Source organism: Microbacterium sp. GXS0129 (assembly GCF_044769785.1).
Taxonomy (GTDB): domain Bacteria; phylum Actinomycetota; class Actinomycetes; order Actinomycetales; family Microbacteriaceae; genus Microbacterium; species Microbacterium nymphoidis.
Map to the genome: position 1 here is coordinate 727,721 of NZ_JBIZVZ010000001.1, position 19,070 is coordinate 746,790.

A 19,070-nucleotide genomic window follows, 5' to 3' on the forward strand; every position below is an offset into this window, starting at 1 on the left:
TCACCGGTAGCACCGGTCATTCGCGCGCTCGCGCGCATACACCTCTCGATCTCGACGTCCCTCAAGGATCATGTCTTCTTCCGCGCACTCTGCTGAACGTCTGTCAACCCCGCGCGCACTCGCGCGCCTGATTCCCTATGTCAAGCCGGTCGCCGGCCGCCTCGTCGGTGGTGCCGTCAGCGCCCTCGTTGGCGCCGTGATCGCGCTGCTCATCCCCGTCGCCCTGGAGAGCATCGTGCAGGGCCCCGTCGCCGGTGGCGACACCGTCGGTATCGTCGTCGGTGCCATCGTCGTGCTCGTCCTCGGGCTTGGCGAAGCGGCGATGGTGTGGCTGCGCCGCTGGTTCGTGCTGGACCCCTCCATGGGAGTCGAGTACGCCATGCGCACCGACTTCTACTCCAAGCTGCAGCGTCTGCCGGTCGCCTTCCACGACCGCTGGCAGTCCGGCCAGCTGCTCAGCCGCATGATGCAGGACATCGGCCTCATCCGCCGCTGGCTGGCCTTCGGGCTCATCCTGCTCGTCGTCAACATGCTTACCATCGTGATCGGCACCGTGCTGCTGTTCCGCTGGCACTGGATGCTCGGCGTCATCTTCCTCGTGTGTTCGCTGCCGCTGTGGGTGCAGGGCTACTTGTTCGACCGCAAGTACGGTGAGCTGTCCCGGCTCAGCCAGGATCAGGCCGGCGACCTTGCGACCAGCGTCGAGGAGAGCGTCCACGGCATCCGTGTGCTGAAGGCGTTCGGCCGTGGCAAGCACGCGCTCGGCAAGTTCGCCGGGCAGGCCGAGACTCTGCGCCAGACCGAGCTGCGCAAGGCCAAGGCCGACGGGAACATCTGGTTCTGGCTCGTGCTGATGCCCAACATCGCCTTCGGCGTGAGCCTGCTGGCGGGCATCTGGCTGCGCAGCCAGGGCGCCATCAGCGTGCCGGAGCTGTTCGCGTTCTTCGCCATGGCCGCAGTGCTGCGGTGGCCCATCGAGTCGATCGGCTTCCTGTTCTCGTTCCTGCTGGATGCACGCACGGCCACCGACCGCGTGTTCGAGGTGTACGACGAGCTCGACACGATCACCGATCCGGCCAACCCGGTCGAGATGCCGACCTCGCGCGGCGAGCTCGTGTTCGAGGGCGCACGCTTCCGCTACCAGGATGCCGGTGCCCACGAGCGTGACCTGCTCGACGGCATCGACCTGCACCTGCAGCCGGGGGAGACGATGGCACTCGTCGGTCTCACCGGCTCCGGGAAAACCACTCTCACGACACTCCCCACCCGTCTGTACGACGTCACCGGCGGCCGTGTCACGCTCGACGGCGTCGATGTCCGGGACCTCCGCCTACGGGATCTGCGCCGTCACATCGCGATGGCGTTCGAGGACGCCACCCTGTTCTCGGCCTCGGTGCGCACGAACGTGCTCCTCGGGCGTCCGGAGCTGGACCCGAACTCGGAGGAGGGCGAGCGCGTCATGCGTGAGGCCCTGGAGATCGCTCAGGCGGGCTTCGTGGACGACCTGCCGGATGGCGTCGAAACGGTGATCGGTGAGGAGGGGATGAGCCTGTCCGGCGGGCAGCGCCAGCGTCTCGCCCTCGCCCGCGCCGTCGCCGCCGCCCCGGCGGTTCTCGTGCTCGATGACCCGCTGTCCGCGCTCGACGTGGACACCGAGGCGCTCGTGGAGGCTGCGCTTCGCCAGGTGCTGGCTCACACGACGGCGCTCATCGTGGCGCATCGTCCGTCCACGGTGGCGCTCGCGGACCGCGTGGCGCTCCTGGAGAGCGGGCGCATCACCGCAGTGGGAACCCACTCGCACCTGCTCGCCACCAGCGAGCACTACCGACATGTCATCTCCAGCCTCGAAGAAGCCGAGGCGGAGAAGACGGAGATCAGGAAAGCGCAGACCGGGATCATCGAGATCGTGGCTCAGGAAGCGGAGGTGGAGCTGTGAGTTCTGTCACCGGAACCCAGGGCGAAGAACGCATCGACTACAGCAAGGCGGAGAGCCGGGCGATCCGTCGCCGGTCGCTGCGCCTGCTGGGCTCGCTCATCAAGCCCACCCGTGGGCTCATCGTCCTCACCGCGATCGTGGTGGTGGCTTCGACCATCATGCAGGTCATCGCGCCCCGCCTGATCGCCTGGGGCATCGACGATGCGCTGCCCCTCGCGGTGGAGCAGGGCGACTGGAGCCTCGCATTCGTCGTCGTCGCGGTGTACATCGTGGTCGGCCTCGGCGGCGCCGCGCTGATCGGCTGGTATGCCGTGCTCGCAGCCAAGCTCACGCAGGGCATCATGCTGGATCTGCGTAAGCGGATCTTCCTGCACACCCAGCGGCTGAGCCTGGAGTTCCATGAGTCGTACACGTCTGGGCGCATCATCTCGCGGCAGACCAGTGACCTGGACTCCATCCGGGAACTCCTGGATGGCGGGCTGAACCAGCTGGTGTCGGGTCTGCTGTATGCCGTGTTCACTCTCGTGATGCTCGTGACCCTGGACTGGCAGTCCGGCGTGGTGCTGGTGCTCGCCGGCATCCCGCTGTACCTCCTGATGCGCTGGTTCTACGCGCGCTCGCAGGTGATCTTCCGTGAGTCACGAGTGATCAGCGCACGCGTCATCGTCAAGTTCGTCGAGACGATGACCGGCATTCGCGCAGTGAAGGCGTTCCGCACCGAGCCGCGCAACGACACGGAGTTCAGCGGGCTGTCCGCGGACTACCGCAACGTCAACATGCGCTCGATGAAGCTGTACGGCACCTTCGATCCGGGCATGATGGCCATCGCGGCGGTCACACTCGCCGTCGTCGTGCTGTGGGGCGCGTTGCGTGTGCCCGACGGGACCATGTCGGCCGGTGTGCTGCTTGCCGCGGTGCTGTACGTGCGGCAGTTCTTCGGTCCGCTGCAGGACGTCGCGATGTTCCTGAACTCCTACCAGTCGGCCACGGCTGCGCTGGAGAAGGTGTCGGGTGTGCTCGAGGAGACGCCGACCGTTCCGGACCCGGCGAAGCCGGTGGACCTCTGGGACGCTCGCGGGGAACTGGAGTTCGATGCGGTGACGTTCGGATACTCCGACGCCCGCACGATCCTCCCGGACTTCTCGCTGACCATTCCGGCGGGGGAGACGATCGCACTGGTGGGGACCACCGGTGCGGGCAAGTCCACGCTTGCGAAGCTGGTGTCGCGCTTCTACGACCCCACGAAGGGCGCCGTGCGCCTGGACGGCGTCGACCTGCGCGAACTGCACCCGAAGGATCTTCGTCGTGCCATCGTCATGGTGACGCAGGAGGCGTACCTGTTCAGCGGCACGATCGCGGACAACATCGCACTCGGAAAGCCCGATGCGACGCTGGACGAGGTCATCGCGGCGGCGCGCGCCGTCGGTGCTGACGGGTTCATCCAGGCGCTGCCGGACGGGTACGACACGGACGTCAACAAGCGTGGTGGCCGTGTGTCGGCGGGTCAGCGCCAGCTCATCTCCTTCGCCCGCGCCTTCCTCGCCGATCCCGCCGTGCTCATCCTCGATGAGGCGACGGCATCGCTCGACATGCCCAGCGAGCGGCAGATCCAGGACGCCCTGGAGACGCTGCTGGCCGACCGCACGGCGATCATCATCGCCCACCGCCTGTCGACGGTCGCGATCGCCGACCGGGTGCTCGTCATGGAGCACGGCCGCATCATCGAGGACGACACCCCCGAGGCGCTGATCGCCGGGACGGGCAAGTTCGCTCAACTGCACGCGGCGTGGCGGGAGACTCTCGTCTAGGTCGGTTTCATAGCGCGCAAATGGCTCCAATCCGCCGGGATTTGGAGCCATTTGCGCGCTATGAACGGCTCAGCGCTGCTCGAACACGGGCGGCCACCAGCTCGGGGTGTTCCAGGAGAGGGGCGGTGATCTCGACCACCGCCCAGCCCGCGGCGCGCAGCCGAGCCGCTCGTTCGACGTCCTGCGCCCAGCTCTGCGCGTGCAGCATGCCGTGGTACTCCACGGCCACGCGCTCGCGGACGGAGGCGAGGTCGACGCAGGCGAGGAACGCACCGGACTCCGTGAAGACATCGACGTTCAGCTCGGGTTCTGGGAGACCCGCCTGCATGAGAGCGAGCCGCACCCGGGTCTCGCGCGGCGACCACGAGTCCTCCCGGATGAGCTCCAACGCCGTGCGGAGCCTCTCTGCGCCGGTTCGTCGCCCCGCCTCCAGCATCTGACGCAGTTCCTCCCGCGTGGCAAGCGGCTCGCGACCGGAATCCGGACGACCCCGTCCGTCTCGCCACCGACGGCAAAAGTGATCTCCGAGGGCGACGAGGTCGGTTACGGAAAGCATGCCGAGCGACGCCCAGGTCGCGGGGGGGACGAGACGCGGAGCCCGTCGACCTCGGCGACCGCTGTGAGAGACAGGTACGAGCGATGCCCGACCACCCCGGCGGTTCGCGGCTGGGCGAGATGACCGAGCGCGGTCACGTGCAGGTCGGGTGTATCGACGGGATCTCCCGCGCCGTCGCGTTCCAGGGGCAGGGGCGCATCCCAGAGCGAGGCCGCGGTCTGATGGCTGAAGCAATGGCCGGTGTGCAGGCGCGGCGCATAGTTCCGCGCAGCTGTTCGACGCTGCAGCCGCTGGCGTTCGTAGGGCGACGCGGGCATCTGCGCCGGGTCTTCCGGGGAACCGTCGAGGCGCACGCCGTAGTACGGCGCGATGAGATCACCGCCTCGGAGCCTCGCGCGGCTGACCGCGCGCCGTCGGGCAAGAGCGACATCGAATGCGGCGCCGAGGCCGTCCGGCAGCGGTGTGGACCTTCTTCCCATGACATCCCCTTCGTCGTGCGCGACGTGCCCTCATCCGTCGGGAACACGAGCAGATCGGGCGCGCTGAGGGATCAGCCTGCCGCCGCGGGCGGCATGGGGCCACGCCCACGCCGCCAATCGGGACAACCCCCGTCGTCATGGGGGAGGGGGAGGAGCCGCTAACGGTTCATAGCGCGCAGATGGCTCCAAACCACGAGGGTGTGGAGCCATCTGCGCGCTATGAAAGTGATCAGACCTTGACGGTGGCGATGACCTCGCTGTACTCGGTCTCGCCCACCGGCGTGAAGCCGACGGCCGTGAAGAAGCGCTCCGGGCCGTCTTCGCCCGCTTCGTAGATGACGTCCACGTGGTCGAAACCGCGCTCAGCGGCGACGCGGCGCAGCTCGTCCACGGCGAAGCGACCGACGCCGCTGCGCTGGGCATCGGCATCGACGTTGATGCGCCACAACACCGACTGGAAGTGGGGCTCCGTGGCGTCGTGGTCGAAGTTGGCGCTCACGAAGCCGACCACACGGTCGCCGTCGAGCACGACGCGCTGCCAGGTGGTCTGCGGGTTGACGACAGTGGTGGCCAGGTCGTACGAGACCGGCGCAAGGAACTGCTGCTGCCCTGGCTTCAGGGAGAGGTTGTTGACCGCCACGATGGTCTTGGCGCCGAGTTCTTCCAGTCGCAGTTCGCTCATAGCCACAGGGTAGCCGCTACCACTGACACTTTGGGCCGGGTTGTTTCTGTGAAAGTCATCGGCTGGATGAGCGACCCGTGAACGCCCGGTGTTGCGACGAAGAACGGGCGCCGTCCGGAGAGGACGACGCCCGTTCCATCATCAGGACTCAGTAGTGGACGCTGACGCTCACGCCATCGGCTGCCCAGTTGTAGAGCCACAGCGCCTCGTCCTCGCGCATGTTGATGCAGCCGTGGCTCATCGGCGTGCCGAAGTTGTTGTGCCAGTACGTGCCGTGGAAGGCCTCGTCGCCGTTGAAGTACATCACCGTGGGGACGTCCTTCGTGCAGTAGTCGTAGCCGTCGACACACCCCATGTCCTGCATGGGGACGTGGGCGAAGATCGTGAACTCACCGGTGTGCGTCTCGTGACCGGCGGCACCCGAGGAGATGCTGAACGTGCGGATCGCCTTGCCGTTCTCGTACACGTAGGTGCGCTGCTCGCTGAGGTTGACCTCGATGTGGCGTTCGACCTTCGTGATCTCCGGCTGGGTCTCCTCGACAGGCAGAACCAGCTTGCCGTCGCCGGCGGCCACCTGCTGGGCGAACGCCGCCGCCAGCTTGGACGTGTCACCGAGCTTTCGTCCCGTGCGCGAGGGCTCGCCCTCCTCGACGAGATCGCCCCACTTGTTGACGATCTCGGTGCCGTTGACGGCCGCGCGATCGACCTTCTCGGCGAGCGTCGGCAGGACCTTCGCCAGCGCCGCCTCATCCACCTCGATGGTGAGCGCGCCGGAGTCGTCGATGGTGGGCTTCAGCCACGATGCGGCGGTGGCGGCGTCGACCGGCACGGTGCGCTCGTCGCCGACGTAGAAGCCGATCGTCGAGACCAGCCCGTTGAGCTTGTCTGCTGCAGCCTGAGCCGCCTCGGTGGAGACGGCGGGAGTGAGAGTCTCCGGCTTGGCCGACGCCTGAGCGACGGCCTTACCGTTCTCGAGCGCGGACTGCAGCGCGGCACGAAGGCCGTCCACATCGATCCCCGAGCCGTCTGCGGCGGGCTTCACGTGGTACGAGCCGTCGGCGAACGTCACCTCGGCATCCGTGGCCGCGACGAAAGCGTCGGGAAGTGCCGCGCGCAGTGCAGCCTCGGCCTTGTCCTCATCGATGGTCACGGCGCCGGTGTCTGCCGCCGAGTTCCAGGCGTCCAGCTTCCACAGCGGAGCGTCGCGGTGCGCGGCATCGGCCAGGGCGCCGGCGTCGATCGTGGCGCCGAGGTCGGCCGCGCTCAGCGTGACCTTCTCACCGTCGCCGGTGAGCTCGATCGTGGTGGAGGCCAGACGATCGGTGATCGCGTTGGCCGCAGCAGTCGGGGTGAGACCGCCGATCGGAACACCGGAGGCGCTCACGCCCGGTGCGATGAGCGTGGTCGAGGCGATCACGAGTCCGGCGGCGACACCGGCGGCCGGCAGGAAGACCCACGGCCAGCGCCTGCGACGCTTCTTCGGCTCGGCGTCGACCCAGACGGCGACCGGGGTGTCAGCGGCCTGCGGCAGCGCTGTCAGCGTCGGCTCAGCGGCGACAGGTGCCGCAACGGTCTCGACGGCGACGGGCTCAGCCGCGTCGCCGTCCGCGGCGGCGGTGTCCGCACCCGACGCCGCGGTCGCGGCGTTCTCGCCCACGGTGGCATCGGCAGCAGTCGCGTCGTCACCCGACGTGGTGTGCTCGGGCTGATCGTGATCGGTCATGGCGGAACCCCCTGGTCATTCGTCGCCACGCCTATCGTAAGTTCGCACCACCCCCGTGCGGGGCTCACGCGTATCACGATTTCGCCACGTCTCGTGGCGGACGCCCCGGACGGGCACGAACGCCCGGAGCCAGCGGCTCCGGGCGTTCGTGATCTCGACGGGGTTCGTTCAGTCGGACACCACGGCGATCGCGTCGATCTCGACGAGCATCTCTTCGCGGGGCAGCCCCGTGAAGACGGTGGTGCGACTGGGCAGAACGCCCCCGGTGGTGTGCTTGCTGACGAACTCGCCGTAGGCGTCGTTCATGATCGAGAAGTCCTCACGCTTGGTCAGGTACACGCGCAGCATGATGACGTCGTCGAACGTGGCGCCGGACGCCTCGACGATGGCCTTGACGTTCTCCAGCGTGCGGATGGTCTGCGCGGCGACGTCTCCGGGGAAGAGGTACTCGCTGGTCGCGGGATCGACCGGCCCCTGGCCGGAGACCTGGACGATCGGGCCCTTGCGGACACCCTGCGAGAAGGTGTGGGCGGGGGCGGGGGCGTTGTCGGTGCGAACCTCGATCTTGGCGCTCATGACAGTAAGAATACGGGGCGCTGGCGAATTTGTTCGGCGTACTGCCTAAACTGATCCCGTGACGATGACTGTCCCCGATCCCGTTCTCGGTCCCTGGGCGAAAGCATTCCCTCCTCGCCTCTGGGGCTCCGCCCTCTCCGACGTCCACACCGCCCGCGCACCTCTCAGCGAGTTCATCACTCCCGTGCTGGTGCTGGGTACCGAAGCGCTCGGCCACAACGAGCGCACCGTCGCAGGTTGGGCCCGAGAGGCCGGCGTCCAGCTGGCGCCGCACGGCAAGACGACGATGTCGCCCGCGCTCTGGCAGCGGCTGCTGGCCGAAGGGGCATGGGGGATCACTCTGGCCACGCCCTGGCAGGTGGAGCTGGCGGTCTCCGTCGGGGTGCAGCGCATCCTGCTGGCCAACGACCTCACCGACATCGCTGCGGCCACGCGGTTCTCGGAGCACGCCGCGCGCGGGGTGCGCATCGTGGTGTGGGCCGACTCGCCGGCCACGGTCGCGCGGTTGGCGCGGCACACCGGACCCGCGCCCCTCGAAGTCATGGTGGATGTGGGCGGCGCCGATGGGCGCACCGGCGCTCGCGGCTCCGACGCGGCGGTCGCGGTCGCCGAGGCCATCGCCGCGGAGCCGAACCTCACGTTTGCGGGTGTCGCGGGCTACGAGGGGCCGTTCGGCGCGACCCGCGAGGACGTCGCCGAGGTCGACGTGTTCCTGCGCGAACTGCTCGCGGTCCACGAGCGGGTCGCTCATCTGGTTCCCGGCCGCCCGATCCTCTCCGCGGGAGGCAGCGAGTGGCCGGACCGCGTCGCCGCCATTCTCGGCGGTCGATCGGACGCGGACGTCATCGTGCGATCCGGCGCCTACCAGGTGCACGACGACGGACTGTACCGGCGTGAGAGCCCCTTCGGCACCGCTGTGGGCGCAGAGCGGCTGCACTCCGCGATGCACGTCTTCAGCCGGGTCGTGTCCCAGCCCGAACCCGGTCTGGCGCTGCTCGACGCCGGACGGCGCGACGTCTCCTTCGACATCGATCTGCCGGAGGTCCAGCTCCTCGTGGGTCGCGGGCCGCTGGATGCGCGCATCACGGGCCTCAATGACCAGCATGCGTTCCTGCGCACCGACGGTGAGGCCCCGGCGGTCGGCGAGGTCGTGCGTCTGGGCCTGTCCCACCCCTGCACGGCGCTGGACAAGTGGCGGGTGATCCCGCTCGTGGACGACCCCGATGCGGACGACCCCCTCGTCATCGGGGCGGTGGCGACGTGCTTCTGAACGAGATCGCGCTCAGCGCGGAGAAGGACGTCCGCGTGTATCGCGGAGCGACGGTTGTGGACGGGTCCGGAGACCCGCGATACGTGGCGGACGTCGCCGTCGAAGGCGCGCGGATCGTCGCGATCGGACAGCCCCTGCAACTGTCCGGGAACGCGGTGGAGATCGACGCCCGGGGCCTGGCGCTGGCGCCGGGATTCATCGACATGCACGCGCACAGCGACCTCGCAGTGCTGCGCGGCGCCGATCACGGCGCCAAGCTGCTGCAGGGCGTGACCACCGAGGTCCTGGGACAGGACGGGCTCGGCTACGCTCCCGTCGACGACACGGTGGCGGCGGCCGTAGCCGCGCAGATCACCGGCTGGAACGGCCCGATCGACACCGCCGCCATGCCCTGGCGATCGGTGGCGCAATACCGTGCGGCGATCGACGTCGCCACCGCCGGCAACGCCGCCGTCCTCGTCCCGCAGGGCAATCTCCGGATGCTCGTCGTCGGCCACGATCCGCGGCCGGCCACCGATGCGGAGATCGCGCAGATGTGCCGCATCCTCGGCGAGGCGATGGACGAGGGGGCGTTCGGCATGTCGAGCGGGCTCACCTACACGCCGGGAATGTACGCCTCCACCGAGGAGCTCATCGCGCTGTGCCGTGTGGTGGCCGAGCGCGGTGGCTACTGGGCTCCGCACACCCGCAGTTATGGGGGCGCGGCGCTGGACGCATTCCGTGAGGCGCTGGACATCGGCCGTGCCACCGGCTGCCCCGTCCATCTCACCCACGCGACGATGAACTTCGCGCCCAACCGCGGACGCGCCGGAGAGCTGCTCGCGCTGGTCGACGCGGCCATCGCGGACGGCGTCGACGTCACCCTGGACACCTACCCCTATCTGCCGGGCGCCACCACGCTCGCCGCTCTGCTGCCCAGCACGCTCTCCGCGGGCGGGGATCTGCTGGCGCGGCTGCAGACACTCACCCATGAGGATCGCGAGTGGTTGCGCGTCCAGCTCGACGAGGTCGGCTGCGACGGGTTCCACGGCGAGGTCGCCGACTGGGCGGCCATCGAGATCTCCGGAGTGCGCGACCCGGCGAACGCCGGATACGTCGGCCGCACCATCGCCGACATCGCGTCCGCGTCCGGGGCGCGCCCCGTGGACGTCGTCGTCGATCTCCTGGTACGCGACGAGCTCGCCACCGGCGTGCTGATGCACATCGGTGATGAGGCCAACGTGCGCGAGATCATGGCGCATCCGGCGCACACCGGGGGATCGGATGGCATCCTCATCGGCGGCAAGCCCCACCCTCGCGGATTCGGCACCTTCCCCCGCTACCTCGGCCACTATGTGCGCGAGGTCGGCGTTCTCTCGCTGGAGGAGGCGGTCCGCCACCTCGCGGCGACTCCCGCACGGCGGCTCGGCCTGGATCGCGGTGACGCTCCCCGTGGTGTGATCCGGATCGGCGCGACCGCGGATCTCGTCCTCTTCGACCCGGACGAGGTCATCGACGGCGCGACCTTCGCGGCGCCTCGTACCGCGCCGTCCGGCATCCGCGAGGTTCTCGTGGCCGGACAGGTCGTGGTCGCTGCGGGCGAGCTCACCGGCGCTACACCCGGCCGCGCGCTGGCGCATCAGCCCGCCGCGCATCGCGCCGTCGTTCCGCGCGTGGATGCGACGATCGATCCTCGTGGCGCGGTCTCTCTCGCGAACCTGCGCGTGGTCGCGGGGGAGGGACTGGACGCTGCCGTGTTGCAGGGCTTCCTCGACCGCGAGGGAGCGGCATCCGCGCCGGTGGACGTCCACGTCACGATCGCGGACCTCGCACCCGGTGCCTTCTCGGTGACCGTGGACGCGGAGGGGGTCCGTGTCGTGGGCGGCGATGCGGCGGGTGCGCTGTACGGCGTGATCGTCCTGGACCAGCTGCGCGAACCTGAGGACGTGTCGCATCCGGTGCCCTTCGGGTCGTGGAGCTCCGCTCCCGCATACGAGTGGCGCGGTCTCATGCTCGATGTCGCCCGTCATTTCCGTCCCGTGGAGGACGTGCTGCGCATCATCGATCTGCTCGCGCGTCACCGGATGAACGTGTTCCACCTGCACCTCACCGATGACCAGGGATGGCGGTTCGAGGTGCCCGGCTGGCCGCTGCTGACCACCCGCGGCGGCGTCCGATCCGGCACCAAGCACGGTCATGGGCCGCTCGCCCAGGTCGTGATGGGGGAGCACCGGGGCTGGTACACCGCCGCAGACCTGCGACGCATCGACGACTATGCCGCAGCTCGCGGCATCACCGTCGTGCCGGAGGCGGAGTTCCCCGGTCACGTGCAGGCCGCGCTCGCGGCCTACCCGGATCTGGGAAACCTCGACGCGGCTGCGGCGGAGGCCGAGCCCTGGCACAGTTTCGGTCTCAACCCGCACACACTGAACCTGGAAGAGGGCACGCTCCAGTTCGCGCGTGATGCGCTGGATGTCCTGATCGACTGCTTCCGTTCCGAGCTGATCGGCATCGGCGGTGACGAGGTGCCGACCGCGCAGTGGGCGGCCTCGCCGCGCGTGGGGGAGCGGATGGCCGAGCTCGGAATCGACGACATCCACGGTGTGCAGCCCTGGTACACGGCACAGCTCGCGGCGCATCTGGCGTCCCGGGGTCGTCGTGCCTTCGCCTGGGACGAGGTGCTCGCCGGTCCCACCCCGGACGGGGTGGTCATCGCGGCCTGGCGCGGACCCGTGGCGGCAGAGGTGGCGCTGGAGCGCGGCTTCGAGTGCGTCGCCTGTCCCGACATGATGCTCTACCTGGACTACCGGCAGAGCGAGAGCCTGGAGGAGCCGATCCCCGTCGGTCCCCCGCTCACGCTCGCCGGCGCGTGGCAGACACGGATTCCGGAGGGCTGCCTCGGCGGCCAGGCGAATCTCTGGACCGAGCACATCTTCTCGCGTGACCGCGCCGACTTCGCTCTGTTCCCGCGGTTGTCCGCAATCGCGGAACGACTGTGGCTGGGCGGTGCGCCCGGTGACCTCGCCGAGTTCGAGTCGCGTCTGGCCGTGCAGTTGCGCCGTCTTGCCGCGTGGGGCGTCGCGTATCGTCCGCTCGACGGTCCGCGGCCGGAGCAGCGCCTCCCCGGTGTCCCCGGAAGCCCCCGGACCCTCGCCGAGCGGGAGGCGGTCGTCGCCGAGCTCGTCGCCGACCTGCGCCCCTAGCCCTCGCTGCTCGCACCGGGCGCCCCGGCGTGCGGCCCGAGCCTGGGCGCTGACCCTGGCGTCCGGCCCGAGCCTGCTGCTGACCCTGGCGTCCGGCCCGAGCCTGCCGCCGACCCCGGCGTCCGGCCCGAGCCTGCCGCCGACCCCGGCGTCCGGCCCGAGCCTGCCGCTGCCCCCGGCCTCAGGCCCGAGCCGCCCCCTCGCCGCGCGCAGGCATCCCTCACGCGACGCCGTCCGCCGCGAGACTTCCGTCCGCGGGCGAGAGTCGCTGCAACGCGCCGATTGCCGCCGACAGGCGGACGCCTCGCGAGACATGGGGTGGCGCGCGGGGACGACGACCGGGAGATGCGGCGAACCGTTCGGGGGTAACGAATGGGTAACAGAGGGCGGAAAACCAGGGGCGGGGTTGCGCCGGTGAATGTTCGTAAGGTGTACTAACAAACATCATGACTGCATCGGAAGCGCAGGGTCGCTCTTCTCAGGAGAAGGGCGCGCCCACCCGGGTCCCCCGCCTCGGCGGCGGCTCTCTGCGCGCCACCGGCAAGGTGCTCCCCGAGCACGCTCGTGGTCACAACCGTGCGCTCGTGCTGCAGACGCTGTTCCACGACGGGGCGATGAGCCGCGCCGACGTGTCGCGCCGTACCGGCCTCACCCGGGTCACGATCTCCGACCTGGTCGGCGAGCTCATCAACGACGGGTTCGTGGAGGAGAAGGGCGTGCGTGAGGCGGTGGGGCCCGGCAAGCCCGCGATGCTCATCGACCTCGCCCGCGACGCACATCAGATCATCGGTCTCGACCTCTCCGGGCCGACGCCGCTCACCGGTGCCGTGATCAGCCTCGACGGCCAGATCGTGGAGCGCCGCGAAGTGCCGGCACCCGCGCAGGGTGACGGCGCCACCGCGCTCGCCGCCGTCATCGGCCTCGCCCGTGAGCTGATCGCTGCAGCCACCGCCCCGGTGCTGGGCATCGGCGTGGGAACCCCGGGTATCGTCGACCCGGCCGGTGTGGTCCGATCCGCACCGAACTACGGCTGGACCGACCTCGCGCTGCAGCAGATTCTCGAGGACGAACTCGGCCTGCCCGTCGTCGTGCTCAACGACGCTAACGCCGCGGTCCTCGCCGAGCACACCTTCGGTCACGCCACCGCCGACACCCTCCTCGTGAAGGTCGGCCTCGGCGTCGGCTCCGGCCTGCTGGCCGGGGGTGAGCCGCTGCGCGGCAGCCACTTCGCGGCTGGAGAGATCGGTCACGTCACCGTCGGCACCGACGGCGGACCCCGGTGCGCGTGCGGCAAGATCGGGTGTCTCGAGGCGTGGCTCGCAGCCCCCGCGCTGCGTCGTCGGATGGCAGAATCCGACGATCCCGAATCCGTGCTGCGCGACGCGGGGGAGCGGCTGGGCATCGCCCTCGCCCCCATCGTCGGCGCGCTCGACCTGTCGGAGATCGTGCTCTCCGGCCCCACAGACCTGCTCGATGGACCCCTCAGTGATGAGGCCGCGAGCACACTCCGCAACAGGACGATGGCGCTGTTCCACGACAACGTCCTGCTGCGGATGACCGAGCAAGGATCCGACATCGTGCTGCGCGGCACGGCTGTCATGGTCCTTTCCTCGCGTCTCGGGGTGTCTTAGTTCGGACACCCCCGGCGGAGCGATCCGCCACACCCCACCACCAAGTAAGGAATCAAGATGAACCGCAAGATCGGAGCGGTCGCCCTCACCGGCGCTGCCGCACTCGTCCTCGCCGGTTGCGCCGGCGGAGCTGCCGACGCTGGCAGCTCCGCCGGTACCGGCGACGCAGCGAAGGGCGGCGAGCTGACCGTCTGGCTCGTCGGCACCGACACCCCCGATGAGGCCCGCACCTACCTGAAGGACACCTTCGAGAAGGAGAACGAGGGCTGGAAGCTCACCATCGTCGAGAAGACGTGGGCTGACACCAACGAGGCCTACATCGCGGCACTCAGCTCGAACGACGCCCCCGACGTGGTCGAGGTCGGCAACACGCAGGCCCAGGGCTTCATCGACAAGGGAATGTTCCTGGACATCACCGACCAGGTGCCCTCTCTCGGCGGCGACAAGCTGCTGCAGTCGTTCGTGGACCTGGGCTCCGCTGACGGCAAGACGTACGCGGTGCCGTACTACGCCGGCTCGCGCATCGTCTTCTACTCGCCGGAGATCTACACCGGCTCCGTTCCCGCCACTCTCACCGACTACGTGGCCGCGGGCAAGGCGATGAAAACCGACACCCGCTCGGGCATCTGGGCTCCGGGTAAGGACTGGTACAACGCCCTGGCGTATGTCTGGGCCAACGGCGGCGAGATCGCCGTGCAGGACGGCGACACCTGGGACGCCCAGTTCGCCAGCGAGAAGTCCGTTGCCGGCCTGACGATGCTGCAGGACGTCTACAAGAACGCCAACGTCGCGCCGGCGGACGCCGACGAGACGGGCCCGCAGGTCGGCTTCTGCGCCGGGGAGACCGGGTTCCTCTCGGCTCCGTCGTGGGTGCAGTGGTCGATCAAGGCCGCATCGGACAGCGACAACCCGGGCTGCCCGGACACGTTCGGCAAGGACCTGCAGGCGTTCGCCCTTCCCGGCATGAAGGCCGGAGAGGCCGCCCCGGTGTTCGCCGGCGGCTCCTCGCTGGCCGTCGCCACCAAGTCGGACGCTCAGGAGCAGGCCAAGAGCGCCCTCGCCATCCTGCTCTCGGACGGCTACCAGAAGATCATGGCCGGCAACGGCCTGATCCCCGCACTGACCTCGCAGGCCCAGTTCCTGCCCGAGGACCAGATCACGCAGGAGGCTGCCAAGGCCACCGCCGCCTCGCGTGCCGTTCCCGCCTCGCCCAACTGGGCCGAGGTGGAGAAGTCCCTCGTCATCCCCGACGCGCTCGTGAAGATCGCCAAGGGTGAGGACGTCAAGACTGTTGCGGAGAAGCTCGATAAGGACATCGAAGCCATCCTCAACAAGTAAGCCGGAAAGGGCCCTGGGACCACACACCCGGGGCCCTTTCTGTCTGGAAGGGACTATTTCGCATGAGCGTGGCTGAGATCACAGCGAAGCGCCACCGGCGCCGCTCCGCCCCCGAGCCGGATCCTCGCACCCGCGCGCGCAAGCGCCGCGAGGCCCGCAACGCGTGGGCACTGCTCGCACCCGCGATCGTCCTCCTCGGAGTGATGGTCGGCTACCCGGGTGTGACGATGGTGACGAACTCGTTCACCGACTTCAGCATCAAGAACAAGATGCTGGACACCCCGGCAAACTTCGTCGGGCTCGACAACTACATCAAGGTCCTCACCGCCAGCGATTTCCCGATCGTGCTCGTGCGCAGCCTGCTGCTCATGGCCGTGATGACCGCCTTGATCATGGTGATGGGCACCCTGATCGCCGTGCTGATGACGCGCCTGTCGCGCGGCTTCCGCACCCTGGTCGCCGTCGGTCTGCTGCTGGCGTGGGCGATGCCTCCGCTGTCGTCCACGGTCGTGTTCAGCTGGATCTTCGACACCCAGTACGGCGTGATCAACGCGGCGCTGAACGCGATCACCGGGACCACGGCGTTCACCAACCACTCCTGGCTGATGAACCCGTTCTCCTTCTTCACCGTGCTGACCTTCATCGTGGTGTGGATGGGCATCCCGTTCGTCGCCTTCACGGTGTACGCGGCCCTCGGCCAGGTGCCCGGCGAGGTGCTGGAGGCCGCGGCTCTGGACGGCGCGAGCGGACTAAACCGGTTCCGTCTTGTGGTCTTCCCGTACCTGCGTTCCGTGATGATGGTGGTCTTCATCCTCCAGGTCATCTGGAACCTCCGCATCTTCACGCAGGTCTTCGCCCTGCAGGGACGCGGTGGCACGCCGAGCGAGACGAACGTGCTCGGCACCTACATGTTCCGCCTCGGAGCGGACGATTTCGGCATGACGGGCGCCATCGGTGTGCTGATGGTGATCATCCTCATGGCCATCTCGTTCGGCTACATCCGCAGCACCCTGAAGGAGGAGGAGAAGTGAGCACCGCCACCCTCGCCCCCGAGCAGAGCGCCACGCGTGCCGTGGTGACCAGCCCGCAGCCCGGCCGTGCCTCCCGGCCGGTCAAGGCCGCGAAGGAGAACCAGAACACCAACCTGCCGCGCCGGCGCAGCACCCGCGTGGTGCTGAACATCGTGGCGGTCGTCGTGTTCGTGTTCAGCGTGTTCCCGGTCTACTGGATGGTCAACATGTCGTTGACGCCGTCCAACCAGATCGTCAGCCGCACACCCAGCTGGCTTCCCCTGAACGGCACGTTCCGCAACTACGTCGCGGCGTGGTCCAAGCCCGCAGCGGCGGGTCAGACGGACTTCCCGCACGCGCTGCTGTCCTCGCTCGCGGTGACCATCCCGGTCGTGATCGTGACGCTGCTGATCGCCTTCCTCGCCTCCATCGCGCTGTCGCGCTTCCACTTCAAGGGACGCTGGGGCTTCATCGTCACGGTGCTCATCGTGCAGATGATCCCGGGTGAGGCGATGATGTTCACGATCTACGCGATGATGGACGACGCGCACCTGAAGAACCTGCTGGGTCTGTCGATCGTCAACGTCGCCGCTGTGGTGCCGTTCACGATCTGGACGCTGCGCGGATTCGTGGCCGGTGTACCCGCCGACCTCGAAGAGGCGGCGATGATCGACGGCTGCACCCGCACCCAGGCGTTCTGGAAGATCACCTTCCCGCTGCTGGCGCCAGGGCTCGTGTCCACGGGCATCTTCGCCTTCATCCAGTCGTGGAACGAGTTCACCATGGCGATGCTGTTCCTCGAGGGTTACAACCTCACCCTGCCGCCGTGGCTCAACTCCTTCCAGTCCGCCACGGAGGCGACCAACTGGGGAGCGGTGATGGCGTCCTCGACGCTGATCGCGCTGCCCGTGGCCATCTTCTTCCTGCTGGTGCAGGGACGAATGGCCAGTGGCATGGTCTCGGGCGCGGTGAAGGGATGAGGGCCGCGCCGGCGTACGCATGCCCGGGCGGGGAGCAGTGAACGAGTGACGGAAGTCAGCAGTGACGTGTCAGGAGCAGTGAAGGGATGACGCGATCGTGAGAGTCGGGCTCGACGTCGGCGGTACGAAGATCGAGGCGGTCGCGCTCGGGGATGACGCGGCGGACAGCGCCGCGATCATCGGCCGGGTACGGCTGGCCACCACGCCGGGCGAGACGGGAGTGGTTGCGTCGATCGCGCAGGCGCTGTCGCAGCTGACGACGCAGCTCGACGTCGCACTCGACGCCATCACGTCGGTGGGCATCGGCATCCCGGGGATGATCGAGCCGGGCACGACGATCGTGCGGCATTCGGTGAACCTGGGCGTCGAGGAGCTCGATCTCGGTGCGGCTCTGCGAACGGTGCTGCCGGCGCGGGTGCGCGCGGACAACGACGTGAAGGCCGCGGCCGTGGGCGCGTACGCGCTCCGCGGCGGCCTCGGATCCATGGCGTATCTCAACCTCGGCACCGGCGTGGCAGCGGGGATCATCCTGGACGGCGAACTGCTGGGCGGCGCGCGCGGCGGTGCGGGGGAGGTGGGACACCTGAGCGTGGACCCGCAGGGCCCGCGCTGCCGCTGCGGCCAGCTCGGCTGCGTCGAGGCCTACGTCGGCGGTGCCGCCCTCGCCGAGCGCTGGGGCGCCGCGGATCCGTACCCGGTACGTCACCTGTTCGATGCGGCCGATGCCGGTGATCCGCGTGCGATCACCCTGCGCGACGGCGCCGCCTTCGGGGCCGCCGCCGCGGTCCGATCACTGATGCTGTCGGTCGATGTGGAGACCGTCGTGATCGGGGGAGGGCTGTCGGCGCTGGGCGACCGGCTCCTCACCCCGATCCGCGAGCGTCTGCGCATCGAGGGCGAAACGTCTCCGTTCCTGCACTCGCTCGAGCTGGGTGCCAGGATGGAACTGCTGCCTGCCGGATCCCCGGCGGCGGCCCTGGGCGCGGCGCTCATCGGCGCCGACGAAATGAGAGAAGGAGCGCTCACGCATGGCTGAAGTCGTGATCGTCGCTGACAAGAAGGCTGCGGGGACCCTGGTCGCCGCCGAGATCGTGCGGCAGATCGCCGCGAAGCCCGGCTACGTGCTGGGTCTCGCGACCGGATCCACCCCGCTTCCGGTGTACGAGGCACTGACGTCGGCGGCCGCCGGCGTGGACCTGTCGCAGGTGCGCGGGTTCGCGCTCGACGAGTACGTGGGGATCGATCCCGCGCACCCGGAGAGCTACCGCAGCGTCATCACCCGCGAGGTGGTGGAGCCGCTGGGACTGAACCCCGAGCTCATCCACACCCCCAACGGCTCCCTGGAGGGCATCGAGCACGCCGGCGCCGACTACGAGGCCGCTATCGCGGCAGCGGGCGGCGTGGATCTGCAGATCCTCGGAATCGGCACCACCGGTCACATCGGCTTCAACGAGCCCGGTTCGTCCTTCGCCTCGAGCACCCGGGTGAAGACGCTGACCGAGCAGACCCGCATCGACAACGCCCGCTTCTTCGACGGCGACATCTCGCAGGTTCCCATGCACTGCATCACGCAGGGCCTCGGGACGATCCAGCGCGCGAAGCACCTCGTGCTGCTCGCGTTCGGCGAGGGCAAGGCCGAGGCGATCGCCGGAGCCATCGAGGGACCGGTGTCATCCGCGTGCCCGGGTTCGGCGATCCAGCTGCACCCGCACGTCACCGTCGTGATCGACGAGGCGGCGGCATCCCGCCTGGAGCACGCCGACTACTACCGCTACGCCTACGCCAACAAGCCGGCGTGGCAGGGACTGTGATCCGGCGGCGCTAGCCGCGACAAACCCATGCACGTCCGGGGCACCCTGCAACGCGGGGCTTCCTGGACGTGCATGGGTTTTCCCGTGA

Annotated in this window: 15 protein-coding genes; 10 read left to right on the top strand and 5 right to left on the bottom strand. The window is 69.0% G+C overall.

Annotated features, from left to right (window positions below):
* Positions 1 to 70 precede the first annotated feature (70 nt).
* Both ACIQJ5_RS03240 and ACIQJ5_RS03245 read left to right on the top strand, forming a co-directional pair.
* Positions 71 to 1,936, top strand: a complete 1,866-nt coding sequence (locus tag ACIQJ5_RS03240) for an ABC transporter ATP-binding protein (protein WP_231090455.1) — start codon at positions 71 to 73, stop codon at positions 1,934 to 1,936.
* Complete coding sequence (locus tag ACIQJ5_RS03245; protein WP_402840825.1) at positions 1,933 to 3,744, top strand: ABC transporter ATP-binding protein; 1,812 nt, start codon at positions 1,933 to 1,935, stop codon at positions 3,742 to 3,744. Before ACIQJ5_RS03240 ends, ACIQJ5_RS03245 begins: the two co-directional genes overlap by 4 nt.
* A gap of 58 nt (positions 3,745 to 3,802) precedes the next feature.
* Here ACIQJ5_RS03245 and ACIQJ5_RS03250 read toward each other — a convergent pair whose 3' ends face one another.
* From ACIQJ5_RS03250 to ACIQJ5_RS03270, 5 genes are all read right to left on the bottom strand, one after another.
* Positions 3,803 to 4,300 carry a DUF559 domain-containing protein gene (locus ACIQJ5_RS03250; RefSeq protein WP_402840828.1) on the bottom strand — a complete coding sequence of 166 codons (498 nt, stop codon included), beginning with the start codon at positions 4,298 to 4,300 and terminating at the stop codon, positions 3,803 to 3,805.
* The gene (locus ACIQJ5_RS03255) at positions 4,288 to 4,779 is read right to left on the bottom strand and encodes a hypothetical protein (RefSeq protein WP_402840831.1); all 492 of its coding nucleotides are present in this window, start codon (positions 4,777 to 4,779) and stop codon (positions 4,288 to 4,290) included. Before ACIQJ5_RS03255 ends, ACIQJ5_RS03250 begins: the two co-directional genes overlap by 13 nt.
* Before the next feature lie 229 nt (positions 4,780 to 5,008).
* A complete protein-coding gene (locus ACIQJ5_RS03260; protein WP_231090451.1) occupies positions 5,009 to 5,461 on the bottom strand; it encodes an N-acetyltransferase in 453 nt (150 codons plus the stop codon).
* Between the two features lie 148 nt (positions 5,462 to 5,609).
* Positions 5,610 to 7,184 carry a L,D-transpeptidase family protein gene (locus tag ACIQJ5_RS03265; RefSeq protein ID WP_402840834.1) on the bottom strand — a complete coding sequence of 525 codons (1,575 nt, stop codon included), beginning with the start codon at positions 7,182 to 7,184 and terminating at the stop codon, positions 5,610 to 5,612.
* Positions 7,185 to 7,352: 168 nt separating this feature from the next.
* Positions 7,353 to 7,760, bottom strand: a complete 408-nt coding sequence (locus ACIQJ5_RS03270; RefSeq protein ID WP_402840837.1) for a RidA family protein — start codon at positions 7,758 to 7,760, stop codon at positions 7,353 to 7,355.
* Positions 7,761 to 7,824: 64 nt separating this feature from the next.
* Here ACIQJ5_RS03270 and ACIQJ5_RS03275 point away from each other — a divergent pair, with 64 nt between their 5' ends.
* The 8 genes from ACIQJ5_RS03275 to nagB all read left to right on the top strand — a co-directional run bounded on the left by ACIQJ5_RS03275 (position 7,825) and on the right by nagB (position 18,982).
* Entirely contained in the window at positions 7,825 to 9,030 is a 1,206-nt protein-coding gene (locus ACIQJ5_RS03275) for an alanine racemase (protein WP_402842026.1), read from the top strand.
* On the top strand, positions 9,021 to 12,212 hold the full coding sequence (locus ACIQJ5_RS03280; protein ID WP_402840840.1) for a family 20 glycosylhydrolase: 3,192 nt from the start codon (positions 9,021 to 9,023) through the stop codon (positions 12,210 to 12,212). Before ACIQJ5_RS03275 ends, ACIQJ5_RS03280 begins: the two co-directional genes overlap by 10 nt.
* Positions 12,213 to 12,658: 446 nt before the next feature.
* A complete protein-coding gene (locus ACIQJ5_RS03285; protein ID WP_231090445.1) occupies positions 12,659 to 13,843 on the top strand; it encodes an ROK family transcriptional regulator in 1,185 nt (394 codons plus the stop codon).
* 57 nt (positions 13,844 to 13,900) lie between these two features.
* The gene (locus tag ACIQJ5_RS03290; RefSeq protein WP_231090444.1) at positions 13,901 to 15,181 is read left to right on the top strand and encodes an extracellular solute-binding protein; all 1,281 of its coding nucleotides are present in this window, start codon (positions 13,901 to 13,903) and stop codon (positions 15,179 to 15,181) included.
* Positions 15,182 to 15,249: 68 nt separating this feature from the next.
* Entirely contained in the window at positions 15,250 to 16,212 is a 963-nt protein-coding gene (locus ACIQJ5_RS03295) for a carbohydrate ABC transporter permease (RefSeq protein ID WP_231090443.1), read from the top strand.
* The gene (locus ACIQJ5_RS03300) at positions 16,209 to 17,171 is read left to right on the top strand and encodes a carbohydrate ABC transporter permease (protein ID WP_372459775.1); all 963 of its coding nucleotides are present in this window, start codon (positions 16,209 to 16,211) and stop codon (positions 17,169 to 17,171) included. Before ACIQJ5_RS03295 ends, ACIQJ5_RS03300 begins: the two co-directional genes overlap by 4 nt.
* Before the next feature lie 97 nt (positions 17,172 to 17,268).
* Complete coding sequence (locus ACIQJ5_RS03305) at positions 17,269 to 18,207, top strand: ROK family protein (protein WP_402840846.1); 939 nt, start codon at positions 17,269 to 17,271, stop codon at positions 18,205 to 18,207.
* Complete coding sequence (gene nagB / locus ACIQJ5_RS03310) at positions 18,200 to 18,982, top strand: glucosamine-6-phosphate deaminase (RefSeq protein WP_231090441.1); 783 nt, start codon at positions 18,200 to 18,202, stop codon at positions 18,980 to 18,982. The genes ACIQJ5_RS03305 and nagB overlap by 8 nt, the downstream gene beginning before the upstream one ends.
* Positions 18,983 to 19,070: the final 88 nt, after the last annotated feature.

Excerpts from the sequence above, each read along its gene's own strand:
- ACIQJ5_RS03240 (WP_231090455.1), top strand. The coding sequence starts at position 71 with ATGTCTTCTTCCGCGCACTCTGCTGAACGTCTGTCAACCCCGCGCGCA.
- ACIQJ5_RS03250 (WP_402840828.1), bottom strand. The coding sequence starts at position 4,300 with ATGCTTTCCGTAACCGACCTCGTCGCCCTCGGAGATCACTTTTGCCGT.
- ACIQJ5_RS03255 (WP_402840831.1), bottom strand. The coding sequence starts at position 4,779 with ATGGGAAGAAGGTCCACACCGCTGCCGGACGGCCTCGGCGCCGCATTC.
- ACIQJ5_RS03260 (WP_231090451.1), bottom strand. The coding sequence starts at position 5,461 with ATGAGCGAACTGCGACTGGAAGAACTCGGCGCCAAGACCATCGTGGCG.
- ACIQJ5_RS03265 (WP_402840834.1), bottom strand. The coding sequence starts at position 7,184 with ATGACCGATCACGATCAGCCCGAGCACACCACGTCGGGTGACGACGCG.
- ACIQJ5_RS03270 (WP_402840837.1), bottom strand. The coding sequence starts at position 7,760 with ATGAGCGCCAAGATCGAGGTTCGCACCGACAACGCCCCCGCCCCCGCC.
- ACIQJ5_RS03275 (WP_402842026.1), top strand. The coding sequence starts at position 7,825 with ATGACTGTCCCCGATCCCGTTCTCGGTCCCTGGGCGAAAGCATTCCCT.
- ACIQJ5_RS03285 (WP_231090445.1), top strand. The coding sequence starts at position 12,659 with ATGACTGCATCGGAAGCGCAGGGTCGCTCTTCTCAGGAGAAGGGCGCG.
- ACIQJ5_RS03290 (WP_231090444.1), top strand. The coding sequence starts at position 13,901 with ATGAACCGCAAGATCGGAGCGGTCGCCCTCACCGGCGCTGCCGCACTC.
- nagB (WP_231090441.1), top strand. The coding sequence starts at position 18,200 with ATGGCTGAAGTCGTGATCGTCGCTGACAAGAAGGCTGCGGGGACCCTG.